13 protein-coding genes are annotated in these 14922 nt (G+C 46.7%); 5 read left to right on the top strand and 8 right to left on the bottom strand.

The genetic code is table 11. The annotated features are described in order from the left end of the window. Positions 1 to 40 precede the first annotated feature (40 nt). Positions 41 to 1756: an IlvD/Edd family dehydratase gene (locus DTQ70_RS29565; RefSeq protein WP_122934142.1), complete on the bottom strand. Its 1716-nt coding sequence runs from the start codon at positions 1754 to 1756 to the stop codon at positions 41 to 43. Positions 1757 to 1914: 158 nt separating this feature from the next. Between DTQ70_RS29565 and DTQ70_RS29560 the strand changes: the two genes are divergently transcribed. Beyond that, positions 1915 to 2505 carry a Uma2 family endonuclease gene (locus tag DTQ70_RS29560; RefSeq protein ID WP_122934141.1) on the top strand — a complete coding sequence of 197 codons (591 nt, stop codon included), beginning with the start codon at positions 1915 to 1917 and terminating at the stop codon, positions 2503 to 2505. Here the strand turns inward: DTQ70_RS29560 and DTQ70_RS29555 are convergent. Then, on the bottom strand, positions 2502 to 2933 hold the full coding sequence (locus DTQ70_RS29555) for an ABA4-like family protein (RefSeq protein WP_122934140.1): 432 nt from the start codon (positions 2931 to 2933) through the stop codon (positions 2502 to 2504). The two genes, DTQ70_RS29560 and DTQ70_RS29555, sit on opposite strands and share 4 nt — an antisense overlap. A gap of 119 nt (positions 2934 to 3052) precedes the next feature. Here DTQ70_RS29555 and DTQ70_RS29550 point away from each other — a divergent pair, with 119 nt between their 5' ends. The 4 genes from DTQ70_RS29550 (at position 3053) to DTQ70_RS29535 (ending at position 5683) form a co-directional block, all read left to right on the top strand. Beyond that, entirely contained in the window at positions 3053 to 3604 is a 552-nt protein-coding gene (locus DTQ70_RS29550) for a cob(I)yrinic acid a,c-diamide adenosyltransferase (RefSeq protein WP_122934139.1), read from the top strand. Between the two features lie 248 nt (positions 3605 to 3852). Continuing rightward, complete coding sequence (locus DTQ70_RS29545; protein ID WP_122934138.1) at positions 3853 to 4920, top strand: branched-chain amino acid aminotransferase; 1068 nt, start codon at positions 3853 to 3855, stop codon at positions 4918 to 4920. 116 nt (positions 4921 to 5036) lie between these two features. Beyond that, positions 5037 to 5261, top strand: coding sequence for a hypothetical protein (locus tag DTQ70_RS29540; RefSeq protein WP_122934137.1), 225 nt, complete (start codon positions 5037 to 5039; stop codon positions 5259 to 5261). Further along, on the top strand, positions 5258 to 5683 hold the full coding sequence (locus DTQ70_RS29535; RefSeq protein ID WP_122934136.1) for a putative toxin-antitoxin system toxin component, PIN family: 426 nt from the start codon (positions 5258 to 5260) through the stop codon (positions 5681 to 5683). Before DTQ70_RS29540 ends, DTQ70_RS29535 begins: the two co-directional genes overlap by 4 nt. Positions 5684 to 5691: 8 nt before the next feature. Here DTQ70_RS29535 and DTQ70_RS29530 read toward each other — a convergent pair whose 3' ends face one another. The 6 genes from DTQ70_RS29530 to DTQ70_RS29505 all read right to left on the bottom strand — a co-directional run bounded on the left by DTQ70_RS29530 (position 5692) and on the right by DTQ70_RS29505 (position 14882). Then, positions 5692 to 6447, bottom strand: coding sequence for a glycosyltransferase family 2 protein (locus tag DTQ70_RS29530; protein WP_229600038.1), 756 nt, complete (start codon positions 6445 to 6447; stop codon positions 5692 to 5694). A 31-nt stretch (positions 6448 to 6478) separates the two neighbouring features. Beyond that, complete coding sequence (locus DTQ70_RS29525) at positions 6479 to 8311, bottom strand: tetratricopeptide repeat protein (RefSeq protein ID WP_122934135.1); 1833 nt, start codon at positions 8309 to 8311, stop codon at positions 6479 to 6481. An 83-nt stretch (positions 8312 to 8394) separates the two neighbouring features. Further along, positions 8395 to 9963 carry an amidohydrolase family protein gene (locus DTQ70_RS29520; protein ID WP_122934134.1) on the bottom strand — a complete coding sequence of 523 codons (1569 nt, stop codon included), beginning with the start codon at positions 9961 to 9963 and terminating at the stop codon, positions 8395 to 8397. Positions 9964 to 10175: 212 nt separating this feature from the next. Continuing rightward, the gene (locus DTQ70_RS29515; protein ID WP_122934133.1) at positions 10176 to 11993 is read right to left on the bottom strand and encodes a M14 family metallopeptidase; all 1818 of its coding nucleotides are present in this window, start codon (positions 11991 to 11993) and stop codon (positions 10176 to 10178) included. Positions 11994 to 12026: 33 nt separating this feature from the next. Further along, complete coding sequence (locus DTQ70_RS29510; protein ID WP_122934619.1) at positions 12027 to 13823, bottom strand: M14 family metallopeptidase; 1797 nt, start codon at positions 13821 to 13823, stop codon at positions 12027 to 12029. A 126-nt stretch (positions 13824 to 13949) separates the two neighbouring features. Further along, on the bottom strand, positions 13950 to 14882 hold the full coding sequence (locus tag DTQ70_RS29505) for an SGNH/GDSL hydrolase family protein (RefSeq protein WP_122934132.1): 933 nt from the start codon (positions 14880 to 14882) through the stop codon (positions 13950 to 13952). Positions 14883 to 14922 lie beyond the last annotated feature (40 nt).

Below are 14922 nucleotides of genomic sequence, written 5' to 3'. Positions count from 1 at the left end.
TCCGCGCTATCTGCGGGGAAACTTTACCGAAACCGAACAATTAATGCGATTCGCGGCTTACTTCGCTACCCGATTTACCCACGAGAAAATCAAAATCACAGCCTTCGTGCGACTGCGTCACGTGCTCGATGTATAATTTGTTGTGACCACGGTTATAGCCCAAATCAATCGGCTTCCATTCGGCGCGGCGGCGGGCGATTTCGTCGTCAGATACGTGCCAGTGAATGTAGCGTTCGTGAATGTCGATTTCAATCAAATCACCGTCTTTGACCAAAGCCAAGTTACCACCAATGGCACTTTCGGGCGACGCGTGCAGCAACACCGTTCCGTAGGCCGTTCCGCTCATGCGCGCATCCGAAATCCGCACCATGTCCGAAACACCTTTGTCCAAAATCTTTTTCGGCAAGGCCATATTTCCTACTTCGGGCATCCCTGGATAGCCTTTTGGCCCTACGTTTTTGAGCACCATTACGCAAGTTTCGTCGATGTCCAACTCAGGGTCATCAATGCGCGCGTGGTAGTCTTCGATGGTTTCAAACACCACCGCACGCCCCGTGTGTTTCATCAAATGCGCCGAAGCCGCCGAAGGCTTAATCACCGCACCATTTTCACATAAATTACCTTTGATTACCGCAATACCTCCTTCTTCCAAAATTGGCTCAGCGCGTGAAGCAATCACATCTGGATTCCAGTTTCTAGCGCTTTCTGAGTTTTCTACCAACGATTTACCATTGACCGTGATAACATCTTTGTGCAAAAATTCTTTTATCTCATTAATCACCACCTGCAAACCTCCCGCGTAGAAATAGTCTTCCATCAAATACTTTCCTGAAGGCATCACGTTCAGCAAAAAAGGCATCCGTGAGCCTACACGGTCAAAATCATCCAGTGTCAAATCAATCCCCACTCGTCCTGCAATGGCTAACAAATGCAAGACGAAGTTGGTAGAACCACCCACGGCAGCATTGGCCATAATGGCGTTTTCAAACGCTTCGCGCGTCAATATTTTTGAGAGCGTCAGGTTTTCTTTCGCCATCTCAACGATGCGCATCCCTGTCATGTGCGCGTTCATTTTTTTACGGGAATCGGCCGCAGGAATCGCCGACAAGCCTGGGAGCGTCAATCCAAGCGCTTCGGCCATGGTAGCCATCGTAGAAGCAGTTCCCATCGTAGAGCAGTGACCTATACTACGGCTCATGCAACTTTCGGCTTCTTCAAACTCCTCGGGCGTCATTTTACCCGTTTTTACGTCGTCCGCAAAACGCCATACGTCGGTACCCGAACCAATGGCTTTGCCCTGAAAACGTCCTGCCAACATCGGCCCACCTGGCAATACAATCGTCGGTAAATCGACACTCGCGGCCCCCATGATGAGCGACGGAGTGGTTTTATCACAACCTGTCAACAGCACAATGGCGTCAAACGGGTTGGCACGGATACTTTCTTCGACACTCATACTTGCCAAATTGCGATACAACATAGCCGTAGGACGGATCAAGGTTTCCCCCAGCGACATCACTGGAAACTCCAAAGGAAAGCCTCCTGCTTCGTACACCCCGTTTTTCACGCTTTGTGCCAAATCACGAAAGTGAGCGTTACAAGGCGTTACTTCTGACCATGTATTGCAAATCCCGATGACAGGTTTTCCCTTAAATTGATGCGGCGCATGGCCTTGGTTTTTCATCCAACTACGGTAAATAAAACCGTCTTTACCTTCTTTGCCAAACCAGTCTTGGCTGCGTAGTTTCTGTTCCATTTAATTCTGAAAAGTGCGATTGCACCGTTTGTAGTGACACTGATAAGTAGCCAGGTAACAAGCCCTGAGTTCATTTACAAAAGGCAAAAAGGTGCAAAATCTAATAGTTGTAGTTTTGAGACAGAAGATGTATTTTTGAACAAATCAACTTACTAGCCATGCAAGGGGTAGCCGAAAAACTATATACAGTGGAAGAGTATCTCGCTTTTTGCGAAAAAAATGAAGGTCGTTTTGAATACGTAAACGGAGAAATTATTGAAATGTCAGGCGAATCAGTAGCAGCAAATCAGATTGCGGGTAATATTCACCGCTACCTAGGAAATCTTTTAGAAGATCAACCTTTTATTTTTGTCCAAAATGCCGTAAAACTTCAAGTCAAAAATGGGAAAGCTTTCCGCATCCCTGACTTTTTTATTTTTCATGAAACAGGCAATCAAAAAAAATACGCAACCGAGCCTATTTTCATTGTAGAAGTATTGTCAGAAAGCAGTATCAATACCGACCGTGTGACGAAATTGGCCGAATACACCCAACTACCTACGTTGGAGTATTACTTAATTATTGAACAAGAAGAATGTTTGGTCGAAGTATTCAACCGTGAAGGAAAGCGCTGGTATGTAGAGTTTTACAGTGACATTAACGAACGAATTGATTTACCCGCATTGAATATTCAACTGCCTCTATCAGTTATCTACAAAAAAGTTCAGCTACCAACCCCTACCGACGAATCCAATTCACCAGCTGCCTAATTTTGACCTGCAACTTGTTTAGTCAAGACCAAACGCACCACCCAATACATTAGCAGCCCCACAGGCCCTAACATAAAACAGAAAAATAGCGGTAAAACCACCCAACGGTGGGGGATATTTTTTTGCTTAGCATCTTGAAGCACCGCACTTCCTGCCACCAAGTCGAAGGCCAAGTAATGAATCCATCCTGCCAACAACGCCGTATCTCCCCCTTTGGCAAATAGATTTTTGATTCCAGAAAAACTACTAAAATCCTGAAAATCAAGCGGTGCTCCGCTAAAAATGTAATACGCATAGATACAAGCTAGTAGCACAGGCACTAGATAACTTTTGACCAGCCATTGCGTTCCTTTCCATTGGGGGGCAAAAATCATGAGCATCCACTGCGGGAATACCAACAGATTGGCAATTTGAAAGGCGGTTTCCATCGTTTAACTGAGCTTTAGCGTTTGTACCTAAAACCCTTTTTGGGGTAAGTTTGTTGTTTGGAATACCATATTCTACTTTTTGAATCATCTTTTTGACGGGCGAGACGCTCGTACTACTTATGAAAATTTACACAAAAACGGGAGATAAAGGCACGACTTCGCTTGTGGGCGGAACGCGGGTGAGCAAAGCCGACTTGCGCATTGATACGTATGGTACCGTCGATGAGCTTAATTCGTACATCGGTTTGGTGCGCGACCAAGAAGTCAACGCCGCTCGGCGCGATTTTTTGAAATACATCCAAGACCGCTTGTTCACAATTGGTTCTATTTTGGCTTCGGAACCCGACAACAAAAAACATTTCATCCCCGACCTGCACGAAGAAGACATTACCGCCCTCGAACTCGCCATGGACGAAATGAACACCGAGCTAGAACCAATGCGGGCGTTTATTTTGCCTGGCGGACATCAATCGGTATCGTTTGCGCACGTGGCTCGCACAGTATGCCGCCGAGCTGAGCGTTTGGTGATTGCCCTCAACGAAGCCGAAACAGTAGAATCGGAGGTCATTCGGTACTTAAATCGCCTTTCTGACTATTTGTTTGTGCTTTCGCGTAAAATGGCACAAGAATTGGGGATAGAAGAAATTAAATGGGCTGGGCGGAAGAAGTAGGCAAGTTCGCAAAGGGCAAGAAGCAAATTAACAAAGGGCAAAAAGCAAGTTTTTCTTTTTTGCCTCTTGCAAACTTGCCCCTTGCCTATTTGCCTCTTGCCTATTTGCTCCTTGCAAACTTGCCCCTTGTCAATTTCCCCCCATTTAATAAGTAAATCAAGATTTTCTTGGGTTTTCGAGGAAAAATAAAAATATTTGCATTGACAACTAATTTCAGTCAATCTCTATACAGTAAACCACCAATTACAATGACAACGGACACATTGGCCATGGAAATTCAACGCGTAGAAGCTTCGCGTATCCATGAAGTAGATTTCGACAATTTGGTATTTGGTCGCCATTATGCTGACCACATGTTTGTCGCCGATTACGTCAACGGCGAATGGACTAACCTTCAAATTGTGCCCTACGCCAACCTCAGCCTCAGCCCTGCTACTGCTTCTCTCCACTACGGACAGGCGATTTTTGAAGGTATGAAAGCCTACAAAAACGACGCGGGTGAAGTGCTCATGTTCCGTCCATTGGACAACTGGGCGCGTTTCAACAAATCCGCCGTACGGATGTGCATGCCCGAAATCCCAGAAGAAATTTTTATGGGCGGCCTCACAGAATTGCTCCGTTTGGATTCTGCTTGGGTTCCTACTGCTCCTGATACATCGCTTTACATTCGTCCGTACATGTTTTCGACAGATGCGTACATTGGCGTAAAAGCTTCTGACACGTACAAGTTTATCATTTTCACTAGCCCCGTAGGCAAGTACTATTCAAAACCTCCTCGTGTGAAAGTAGAACAACACTACATCCGCGCGGCAGAAGGAGGCGTAGGTTATGCAAAATGCGCTGGCAACTACGCTGGTTCGTTATATCCTGCACGTTTGGCTCAGCAACAAGGCTACGACCAAATCATCTGGACCGATGCCCGCGACCACGAGTACGTGGAAGAATCAGGTACGATGAACGTGATGTTTTTCATGGATGGCAAACTCATCACTCCTGCTACTTCTGACACTATCCTCAACGGCGTGACTCGCAAGAGCATCGTGGACATTGCGCGTCATTGGGGGATTCCAGTCGAAGAGCGTAAAGTGGCGGTAAAAGAAATAATCGACGCTTTGAAAGAAGGTCGTTTGGAAGCTGCTTTTGGCGCTGGAACAGCCGTAGTAGTGTCGCCGTTTGGCGTTATCGGTTACGAAGGCGTGGATTACGAACTCCCTGCCGTGACCGAAGACTCTTTTGTAGCAAAAGTAAAAGCTTTCTTAACTGACCTCCGCACAGGTAAAACTGAAGACCCGTTTGGCTGGATTGTGAAGGCGTAATTTCTTGTTGATATACACTCAAAGCGTCAGCCGATTCTGAATCAGCTGACGCTTTTTTTAAGAAATAAGAAAGTAGTATATTTGTTTGTTTAGAACATAGCATAATCTGTAAAGCAATGGCTACTACATCAACATTAAGTAACATTCAATTAGAACTATTACGAGTTTACTCTAGGCACGTATCTGATGAAGATATGGTTGCAATCCAAAAAATGTTAGCTACGTATTTTAGTGAAAAAGCTATCCATTTGGCCGATGAAGTTTGGGATAAAAACGGCTGGAAAGCTGAAGACACAGCTGCCTTTCTAAAAGAACATAACCGTCAATCGAAAGCTTCTTGAAAATTGTCCTAGATACAAATATCCTGTGGGTTTCTATCTCTCGACGTTCTGAAACGCATTGGATTTTTCGAGCTATTTTAGATGGCACGATTACTCTCTGCGTAACTACTGATATTTTAGATGAATATGCTGAGATTATGACTCAAAAACTTGGTTTCGAGGTTTCTGAAACAGTTTTAAGTACCTTCGACCACTTACCAAATGTCAAACTGATTACTCGTTATTATCGCTGGTCAGCCATCAAAGCTGACCCTGATGATGATAAGTTTGTAGATTGTGCGGTAGCTTCAGACGCGGTTTGTATAGTTTCGGAAGATGGGCATTTTAAAGTCTTAAAGAAGCTACCATTTCCAAAAGTAAATTGGCTCAGAGTAGGTGAATTTACAATCGCTTTCAAATCTAAACTTACTAATTTACGCTAGTAACTACTTTACCCCTCCCCCAACTTCTTATACTTCAAATACGTATAGCGCGCGTTTTCTTTGGCGATAAACCAGCCGTAGTACCCGTCTAAAAAACCCAATTTCACCACGTATTCTACTAAAAAGCGAAAGGCTGGGCTGAGGTAAATCTTTACAAAACTTGCTTTTTTTCCTGCTTTTACTCCTTTTTCGGCAAATAACGTACTATAACGGTTCGTCTTTTGGGCAAACTGCTCCAAAGTATCTACCGTATAATGATACACGTATCCCGAGAGTTTTTGAACCGAATGTTCAGGGCGAATGGTGAGTCCCTCGTGGACGGCGTCGGTGTTCCAATGGATTTTTTTCTTGTTAAAAATCCGAATGTGGGCTTCGGGATTCCAGCCGCCAAAACGAATGAGTTTTCCCGCAAAAACGGTTCGGAAAGGTAAATTAAACGCGTCGGCCTTCGGCTCCGAAGCAAACGCCGCTCGAATACTTTTTGCAAGTTCGTCGCTGACGACCTCGTCATCGTCCACCGACAAAATCCAATCGTACTTAGCTTGGTCGTTTCCAAAATTTTTTTGCTCCGAATACCCAGGCCACGGCCGCTCAAACACGCGCGCACCCAAGGCTGCGGCCACAGTGCGGGTGGCATCTTTGCTACCTGAGTCCACCACCACGATGTCGTCGGTCAGGGTTTTGAGGGCTTCAATCGTTTTAGCGATTTTTTTCTCTTGGTTTACGGTAATAATCACCGCCGAAAGGGGAAGTAACACAGGCACGTTTTTGGTTGAAATAGTTACGAAACAATGATTAGGCCGCCAAGGGCAGCGTAAGGGCAATCACCGTTCCTTCATCAATGGCCGAGCGCACCAGTAAGTTCCCATCCAGTTCTTCTACTCGTTTTTCCATGTTAAACAAGCCATTGCCGCTGCCCCGCACCGCCTCTTTATCAAAGCCTACGCCGTCGTCTTTGATACGCAGATGCAGGCGGTCGTTTTCTTTGAACACTTGCACCCAAACGTGTCGGGCTTGGGCGTATTTGGCGACGTTATTGATGGCTTCTTTAAAAATCAAATAGAAATTGTACTGTTGGTTCGACGGGAGTTTGTACTCTTCTAGGTCGTTCGCGACACAAAATTCGTAATTTATCCCTTTGGGATCGAGCATTTCGGAGGCAAAAATTCTCATTTTGTTCAACATACTCTCCAAACTGTCGTTCATGGGGCGGGTGGTCCAGATAATATCGCGAATCGTTGCAACCGTCCGTTGGGAATTAACGCTTATCAAATCCAGCAGTTCCCGCAGTTGACTGTCGGTTTCTCTCACTTGGCGTTTGGCGGCCTGACTCAGCATAGCGACGCCGCTCAAGGTTGCGCCCAAATCATCGTGCAAATCGCGGGCAATTTGGGTCCGAATTTTGTCCGACAATTGCATTTGGCGGATGGTTTCAGCCTGAACTTTCTGAGCATCTCGGATTTCCTTCAAGCGATTTTGGTAAAAAGCATAACCAATAAAGCCCATCAACAACACCACTATCAGCGCCAAAGCTACAATCAATGCCGTTTTTTGGTGTAATTCGGCCTCTTGAGCAGCCTTAATCTGCTTCAAACGTTGGTTTTCTTTGTCTTTTTCAAATGCGTTGTATTTCAATTCCACCAACTCCGCCCGCACCACATTTTTCTTTTGTTCAATCGAATCGTTGAGTACTTTATATTTCTGAAAATAAGCCAGCGCCTCGCGAAAATTTCCCTGCAGTTCTTCCAAAGCGGCCAATTCTTTGTTCAGTTTGGCCGTTTCAACCAACGACCCAAATTCCTGCGCCGTCTCAAACGCCTTTTGTAAATATTCTTTGGCCTTTTCAAAGTTTTGTTGCAGTCGGTACGTTTGGGCTATTTCTTGATAACACTGAATTTGAAGCAGTTTTTCGCCGTGAATTTGGCTTCGTTCAATGGCTTGGTTGAGGTAGTCGAGCGCCGTACTAAACTCTCGGCGGTGGTTGTAATTACGGCCAATGCCGAGCAAAATTTGGGGCAAAATCTGATAATTTTGATCGGCATCCTTGGCCAAAACCAAGCCTTTTTGGAGGTATTTTAACGATTCTTCATAACGTCCCATTCGTCGATACAAGTCCCCAATTTGTTCGTGATTCACGGCCATTCCTCGTTTTTCGGGCTTTTCTTGCTTTTGGTTCAGTTCCAGTGCCTTAAAAGTATATTCCAACGCTTTGGGAAGCTGATTCATCGACTTATAATTTTCGGCAATGTTATTCAAACAAATCGCTTGTCCCCGCTCCCAGCCCGATTGTTCAAACAGTCGAAGGGCTTTTAAATAATACTCTTGTCCTTTGGCATAATTCCCTTCCAACGACTCCAAAATGGCGTAATTGATAAAGCTTTGACCCAAATTCACCTGATTATTAAGCTGTTTGGCCAACTGATTGGCCTCGTTGGCATAACGCCAAGCAGCAGCTTGATCGATTTCTGACAACCGATACGAAAGGCGGTGTAAGGTCACTACCCGCGCACTATCGAGTGCTGGATGCGTATCTAGCCAATGCCGTAAGCTATCGACCATTTTATTCTGAGCACACACCACCGTTCCCAACGCCCAGAGCACGATTCCGATATATCGCCTAAGTATCATACAAGAATTTTCTCTTCAGATTTTATTAGGCGAATTTCCTAATTTTCTTCCATCCTAGCTACAACAATTTAGTTAGTGGTCAATCAGTTAAACAATCGAAGCACTTTTCCAATCCGAAGCCCCGTGTGTTTCTCTTCATCCACCACCAATTGACCATTCACTACCACGTATTTTATCCCTTTGGAATACTGGTGAGGGCGGTCGTAGGTTGAGGCGTCAATGATGGTATTTTCGTCAAAAACCACTACATCTGCCTCCATGTTTGATTGCAACAAGCCTCTTCCTTGCAATCTAAACTTTTGGGCAGGAAGCGACGTCATACGGCGAACAGCTTCTTCCAAGGGAATGACTTTCTTTTGACGAACATAGTAGCCCAGCACGCGCGCGTTGGTACCATACCCACGTGGATGAGGGACACCAAAGTTATAGACCCGAATCGAAGCATCAGAAGCAAACATATTTTGGGGATAACGCATGATGTTTTCCACATCCCAATCACCCATTCCGTGGAAAACCATGCTGGCGTTGCCTTTCAGCACCAATTCTAGAATGGTTTCGGCCTCGGCTTCCGCTTTGTGTTTACGCCCTTTGAGGAGATTAATTTCCTCTAAGTTTTTCCCATTAAGCGTCGGATCGGGGTCGTAAGAAGCCACCACCGCATACGTAAAATGTTTTTGTTGGCGGCGTTTGAGGGTGGCTACCATGTCTTTCACCATCCGCTCGTGCGTGATAGGATTAGCCACGCGGGCTTTGATAGAATCTTGCCCACCCGCCAGTGCCCAACTCGGCAGCAAAGTCGTTAAACCCGTGCTACTGGCGGTATAAGGGTATTGGTCAATCGTGACGTCGATGCCTTCGCGGCGCGCACTTTCGACCGCCGCCAAGGTTTCTTTCGAGCGCCCCCAGTTGTTTTGTCCACTTACTTTAAAGTGTGAAATTTGAACAGGAATGCCCGTTTCGCGGCCTATTAGCACTGCTTCTTCGATGGCTTTGAGAACGTCATCACCTTCCGAACGAATGTGCGACGCATACACGCCGCCATAGCGAGCCGCTACCCGCGCTAGTCCCACGATTTCGTCGGTAGTCGAAAAAGTCCCAGGAATGTAAATCAAGCCCGTTGCCAGCCCTGCGGCTCCGTCTTTCATCGCTTTTTCGACAAGGGCTTCCATCTTTTTTTGTTCGTCAGGCGTGGCAGGGCGGTTGACGGTACCCATCACGGCTTGGCGGACGTCGTTGTGGCCAATCATCGACGCTACGTTAACCGAAGTTTTGAGGCTGTCCAATTGCCTAAAATAACGGCCTAAATCTACGTTCGACAAGCCACAGTTTCCAGTCACGACGGTCGTAACACCGTCATAAATAAAGTTATCAGCCGTGGGGACACGAAATTCGTCTTCTTCGATATGGGTATGAACATCAATAAAACCTGGACAAACAATGAGACCTTTGGCATCTACAATGCGCGTGGCCGTGGCAGAAGGAAGCTTCCCTACCTTTGCAACTTTTCCGTCTTTGATGGCCACATCGGCATAAAACCACGCATTTCCCGTCCCATCTACTACTTTTCCTCCTCGAATCAGCAAATCGTACTGTTGAGCAAAAAGCGTTAGATGTATCAAAAGAGCAGCCAGCGTCAAGCAAAAGTGTTTCATTGTAAAAATTGGTTGATTGATAAATACGTTGTGCTGTGTTGAGGGTTATGTGGTGAGGGTTTCTCACAACCCGATTACTTTGCGCGACGGGGTTATGTACCCCTAACAACATAGGCGTGGGTTATGAGCAACCCTCGACACAACAAAAAGCGGTTGACGTGATGTCAACCGCTTTTAAAGTTATTGCTCGTTCCCTACAATCGGGACAGTATTTATTGGGTTTTAGAAACGATCCCTCCTTTGCGGCTATCGACTTCTACCGTCCATTTGTCGGCTTTACCTTTTACGATCCAGCGAACTTTCACGGCATTACCACCAGCACCGCCGCCGAAAGGCCCACCGCCGCCGCCAAAGCCACCACCAACCGTACCAGGAAGGTTAGGGACTTCAATCGTTTGTGGGTTGTATTTTTGCTCACGCGTAAGACCCAAATCATCGTTTTCCACAATCATACCCGCTACTACTTGCGCGTTTTTCAGGGTAATGTAATCAGGACGTTCGATTTTGAAACGAAGGTCATGCGCTGAGTGCGTTGGGATAGCCCGTTGGTTTTGAATCGTGGCCGTTACTTCGCTTAGTCCATTGGCTAAAGCGCGTGACTTGATGTCCACAATCTCGATTTTAGGCATGTGATACGCGTGCAACATCGTGAAGGCCATGTTACGGTGTCCTTCTTCTTCCAACAAGAAACCTGGGGTGTTACGGATATAATTCTTTTTCGTTCCACCAATCTCAATATCACCGTATTGTGGGTGCTTGAATGGCTTCCATTTTACGTAGCTATCGCCCAACAACAAATACTTATCAAACTCTTCAAATTCAACGTTTTGATTTCTATTTTCGGTTGAATTTTTGTTAAACATGCGGTACGCAGTATTGATTTCATTGGAGAACATAAACACCCCACGTCCAAGGCCAATCCAGTCGATTTCGCCACCATAAACAGTGTATAAATCTTTCCAAAGTACAAAATAACGGTACCCAGGAATCATCTTTTCCCCCGTTTTTCCGATGACATCATACACAGCGATGTCCGACTGTGGAACGTACATCGCATCTTCTTCCGCGCCAGGAGGACGTAAGAACATTCCCCCAAAGTTGTGGTAGCTTTGTGCTCCTGCGATGTTTGGGTGAGAATAGAAAAATTTCTTCACGTTTTGCGTTTCGGGCAAACTTCCAGGGTAGAACAATGCGCCACCTTGGATATAATCAGGCTGCCAGCCCCAGCCCCAATCGCGGTTCGGGTCGTACGCGCCAGGGTTATCTTCGTTGACACGTCCGTCGCCGTCGTTGTCAATCCCCTCAAAACCAAGCAATTCGTATTCTCCTTTTTCGTCAGGTTTTGCCAAAATCATGCGTTCAGGAAAATCAGGATCAAGTTTATAACGTCCCGTTGGCGACTTGCGGCGCATGTTCACAATGTGCCCATCACCGTCCAAATCATCGTACGAATCTTCGTCCACCAAGCCATCACCGTCATCGTCCAATGGCATCATACCCGAACGCGACGAACTTGTGGTATTGGCTTTGTAAATAAAATTTTCGTGTGCATCAGGATTCAAGGATGGCAAAATGTAGAACGTACGGCCTTTGAGCATGTCCGTTACAAAATCCATTTTACCAAAGCTTTCGGCCAAATACCAAGCCGTGTACATCGCAAACTGTGTACCTTGAAGCTCGTTGGCGTGGATGTTCCCGTCAATCCAAAAAGCAGGCTTAGACTCGGGGCGGCCGCTCTTAAAATCGGTGATGGTGATGACGTACATTTCGCGGCCTTGGTACGACTTTCCGATAGATTCGTATTTAACCAAGTCAGGATACGCTTTGGCCAACTCTTGGGTAAGTTTGTTGAAACCCGCGTAATCCATGTAGTAATTCCAAGCCCATTTTACTTTCGGATTGGCAGGCGAACCAATCGCCCGCATTCCCGTCAGGTCAGCGTCGATATTGGGTGCTGTTTGCGCCATTACGCCCATGTACATGGGAGCGCAAAGCGTAGCAGTTATGATTGATTTTATGTATTTTTTCATTGGAAATTTCGATTAACGATTTGCGGAACAAATTTACTTCAACGTCACTTCGGTCGATTGTACGCCTGCGGTTGGGCATCCAGCCTCAATCGTAAGTTTGCCAGTACCCGACACAAGCCACGTATATTCTTCTGACTCATCTACGCCCAAAGCACCTCTAAGGTTGAGACGTTTTCCTGAAACAATCGCTTGGCCGCTACCCAATTTGAGTTCCGTTTTTACTTTTTGAACAAAGCGAACGCGATCACCGATTTCGGCATACGTTGGCAATAAACCTTTGTTGATAACCGTAGCCGTGATGCGGGTTAAGTTATTTCCAAGTGATTCGGTTTTTACGTTTACCAACTGAATTTCTGGCATTTGAGCACCTAATCCCGACAAAAACTTGAGGTGTTTGTCAGCAACAGGCTCTAAATAAGAAAGTGGTGGGTTCAATTTTACAAATGGAGCTACGCCACCAACTTCTACTTTTTGGTTAGGGAAATCAGGATGTTGAACGGCTTTCCAATCCACAAAAACGCCCGTCAACTTTTCTTTGTCCGCCCATTTCAAGAAACGAGTATCGTCTTCGCTTGCATTGGCAGCACTTGCCGAAGCAGCGGCTGCTGCCGCAGCGGCCGCACCACCACCGCCCATCATGCCACCCGCTCGGCCACCGCCGCCACCACCTGCTGCGGGAGCTGCGGCACCTGATGGAGTAGCCCCTGCACCCGAAGGAGCAGCAGCGCCAGTACCACGACGTGTAGAGTCGCGTGGGGCTTCTATTTTAGGCACCCACCAACCTGGGGTAGTAAAGCTGTAGCGACCCGCGTGGAAATAGGCCGTTTGCGAGAAGTTCCCACGGGTTTGTGGCATCGCTGGCGCATCTTTCATAGCCGTGCGGCTGTTGTACAACTTCGACACTTGCTCCATCGCTTTGGCATCTTTAGATAGCGGCCCCGTGATGATACGACGAGCTACTTTAGACGCATCAAAACGCGGCGCTTCGCTGAGGTTGTTGTTAGGCCCAAAAGTCAATACTGCAAAAATGTTGGGAGCACGGTACAAGAAGTCAAGCAAGGCGCGTACTTCGGGTTCAGAAGCAGCGTACTCGCCCGAGCCTGTCACGAAAATTTGATAGTCAAATGTAAAGTTGCGCTCTGGGTTGATACCTCCTTGACCGTCTTCGTTATAGACGCGGTCTTTGTCGTTGTCAATACCTTCACTGTGCAACAAATACTTACCCACTTCTCCCTTGGTAGGGTCAGCTTTCACCATGATACGTGGGTCTTCTTTGCTCGCAACAAACGACCCTGTTGGGTCTTCTACGCGCATCCAAGTAATCATTCCGTCGCCGTTGAGGTCTTCAAACGGGTCTTCGTCGATGCGACCATCGCGATCGTCATCGGCTTTGGTATCATTTCCAGTACGTTCAAATTTTAGCTTTGCCGCAAACTGCTCCTGGGCATCAGGATTCATGCTTGGCAAAAAATAAAACGTTTTGGTAGTCAACAATTTAGCAATACTATCGGCATTGGCAGAAGCAAGCATTTTTTCAGCCGTTTGAATGGCCAACTCAGTTCCAGCCAAGTGCGTACCGTTTAAACCTGCAACGACCAAAATGGCGGGTTTTTTGGTAGCATCTCCTTTTCCTAGCGTAAGCAACCACAGGTCGCGCCCGCCCGAGCTCTTGCCAATCGAGCTAACGGTGGCTTGGGCAGCGTATTTTGTGGAGAGGTTTTTGAGACGAGTGGAAAGTTGGGCGTGATTGTTGTAGGACGTCTGCGCCTGACTGACGGACGCCATTCCTACCAACGCCACCACTCCTCCGTAGAGTAATTGACGAATCATTTGGGTTTGGTTTTTAGTTTGACACGGCAATTTACTACAAGAAATGTGACTCTTCTACCCAATCAGGTAAAGAGAGCGATAAAAACCAAATTTGTATAGAGATAAGGCGAAGTTTTGGCTTCTTTTTTATTTTAACAATGCCCTAATTTCTTGCTCTATCTCCGCCGCCTTCTTTTGCGCTTCTTCCAGCGGAAGCCCTACTTTCATTTCGGGGCGTTGGTGTTTTGTGGCCGTCAGCCACGCGTCTTTCATCAGCGTTTGGCGTTGTTGAACCAACTTAAAAACCGCTTCCGACGAGGGGCGGTCGGGTAAAGCACTCTTGGGCGTCCCCGCTTTAGCGACCTGTTTTTCACCCAAATACAAAAGCACTTGTTTGGCCATAATCCAGTGCCCAACCTCGCCAGGATGCACGCCATCCTCGGCCAAAGCAAAGCCCGAAAGACCAAATTGCTCGTCGATTTTGCGGTGGGCGTCGAGGTAGGTTTTCATGGGGTAATGAATGTCGATAACTTCCCACTTTCTGGTTTTTCGTAAACTTAGCAACCAGTCAGAATAACGGTCGAGGACGGCAGCGTAGCCTGCATTTTTTCCGCGCAATTCGTCAAAAATAGGGGGAGTAAGGTGAACAATTTTTGCGCCCGTTTTTTCTACTTCTTCGTGCAGCCACTCGATTCCTTCCCGAAACTTTTGAAAACGGTCTTCCCCAAACGGCAGATAAATACCGTCATTCATGCCGTAGCAGGCAAAGACCAAGTCGGGTTTGGTGGCTTTGAGGACACGGTCGAGGCGTTCGTGCAAATCGGGACGGGGGAAACGTCCCCCCGCGTGGCCTTCTTCCGACAGCCCCGAAACGGTTTCACTGGGTAGCCCTACGTTGATAAATTCAATCGAACGCTGCGGATAATGCGTTACAAAATAGGCTTCAATGTCGGTCACGTAACTTCCTGCGTACGTAATGCTATTTCCCACAAACAACACCCGACGTACCTGCGGTGGAATGCCTTGGGAGAAACTCAGTTGAGCAACCAACAAAAAGAGAAGAATTCGGAGAAATGGCATTTTATCAACTTGTTTTGTGTTCACCAACAAAAGAAACTAA

Source organism: Runella sp. SP2 (genome assembly GCF_003711225.1).
Classification (GTDB): domain Bacteria; phylum Bacteroidota; class Bacteroidia; order Cytophagales; family Spirosomataceae; genus Runella.
Note: the sequence above shows the minus strand (reverse complement) of the source record. Positions and strands in the feature narration are given on the sequence as shown.

Excerpts from the sequence above, each read along its gene's own strand:
- DTQ70_RS29565 (WP_122934142.1), bottom strand. The coding sequence starts at position 1,756 with ATGGAACAGAAACTACGCAGCCAAGACTGGTTTGGCAAAGAAGGTAAA.
- DTQ70_RS29505 (WP_122934132.1), bottom strand. The coding sequence starts at position 14,882 with ATGCCATTTCTCCGAATTCTTCTCTTTTTGTTGGTTGCTCAACTGAGT.
- DTQ70_RS29520 (WP_122934134.1), bottom strand. The coding sequence starts at position 9,963 with ATGAAACACTTTTGCTTGACGCTGGCTGCTCTTTTGATACATCTAACG.
- DTQ70_RS29560 (WP_122934141.1), top strand. The coding sequence starts at position 1,915 with ATGCAAGGGGTAGCCGAAAAACTATATACAGTGGAAGAGTATCTCGCT.
- DTQ70_RS29555 (WP_122934140.1), bottom strand. The coding sequence starts at position 2,933 with ATGGAAACCGCCTTTCAAATTGCCAATCTGTTGGTATTCCCGCAGTGG.
- DTQ70_RS29510 (WP_122934619.1), bottom strand. The coding sequence starts at position 13,823 with ATGATTCGTCAATTACTCTACGGAGGAGTGGTGGCGTTGGTAGGAATG.
- DTQ70_RS29545 (WP_122934138.1), top strand. The coding sequence starts at position 3,853 with ATGACAACGGACACATTGGCCATGGAAATTCAACGCGTAGAAGCTTCG.
- DTQ70_RS29540 (WP_122934137.1), top strand. The coding sequence starts at position 5,037 with ATGGCTACTACATCAACATTAAGTAACATTCAATTAGAACTATTACGA.
- DTQ70_RS29515 (WP_122934133.1), bottom strand. The coding sequence starts at position 11,993 with ATGAAAAAATACATAAAATCAATCATAACTGCTACGCTTTGCGCTCCC.
- DTQ70_RS29525 (WP_122934135.1), bottom strand. The coding sequence starts at position 8,311 with ATGATACTTAGGCGATATATCGGAATCGTGCTCTGGGCGTTGGGAACG.
- DTQ70_RS29550 (WP_122934139.1), top strand. The coding sequence starts at position 3,053 with ATGAAAATTTACACAAAAACGGGAGATAAAGGCACGACTTCGCTTGTG.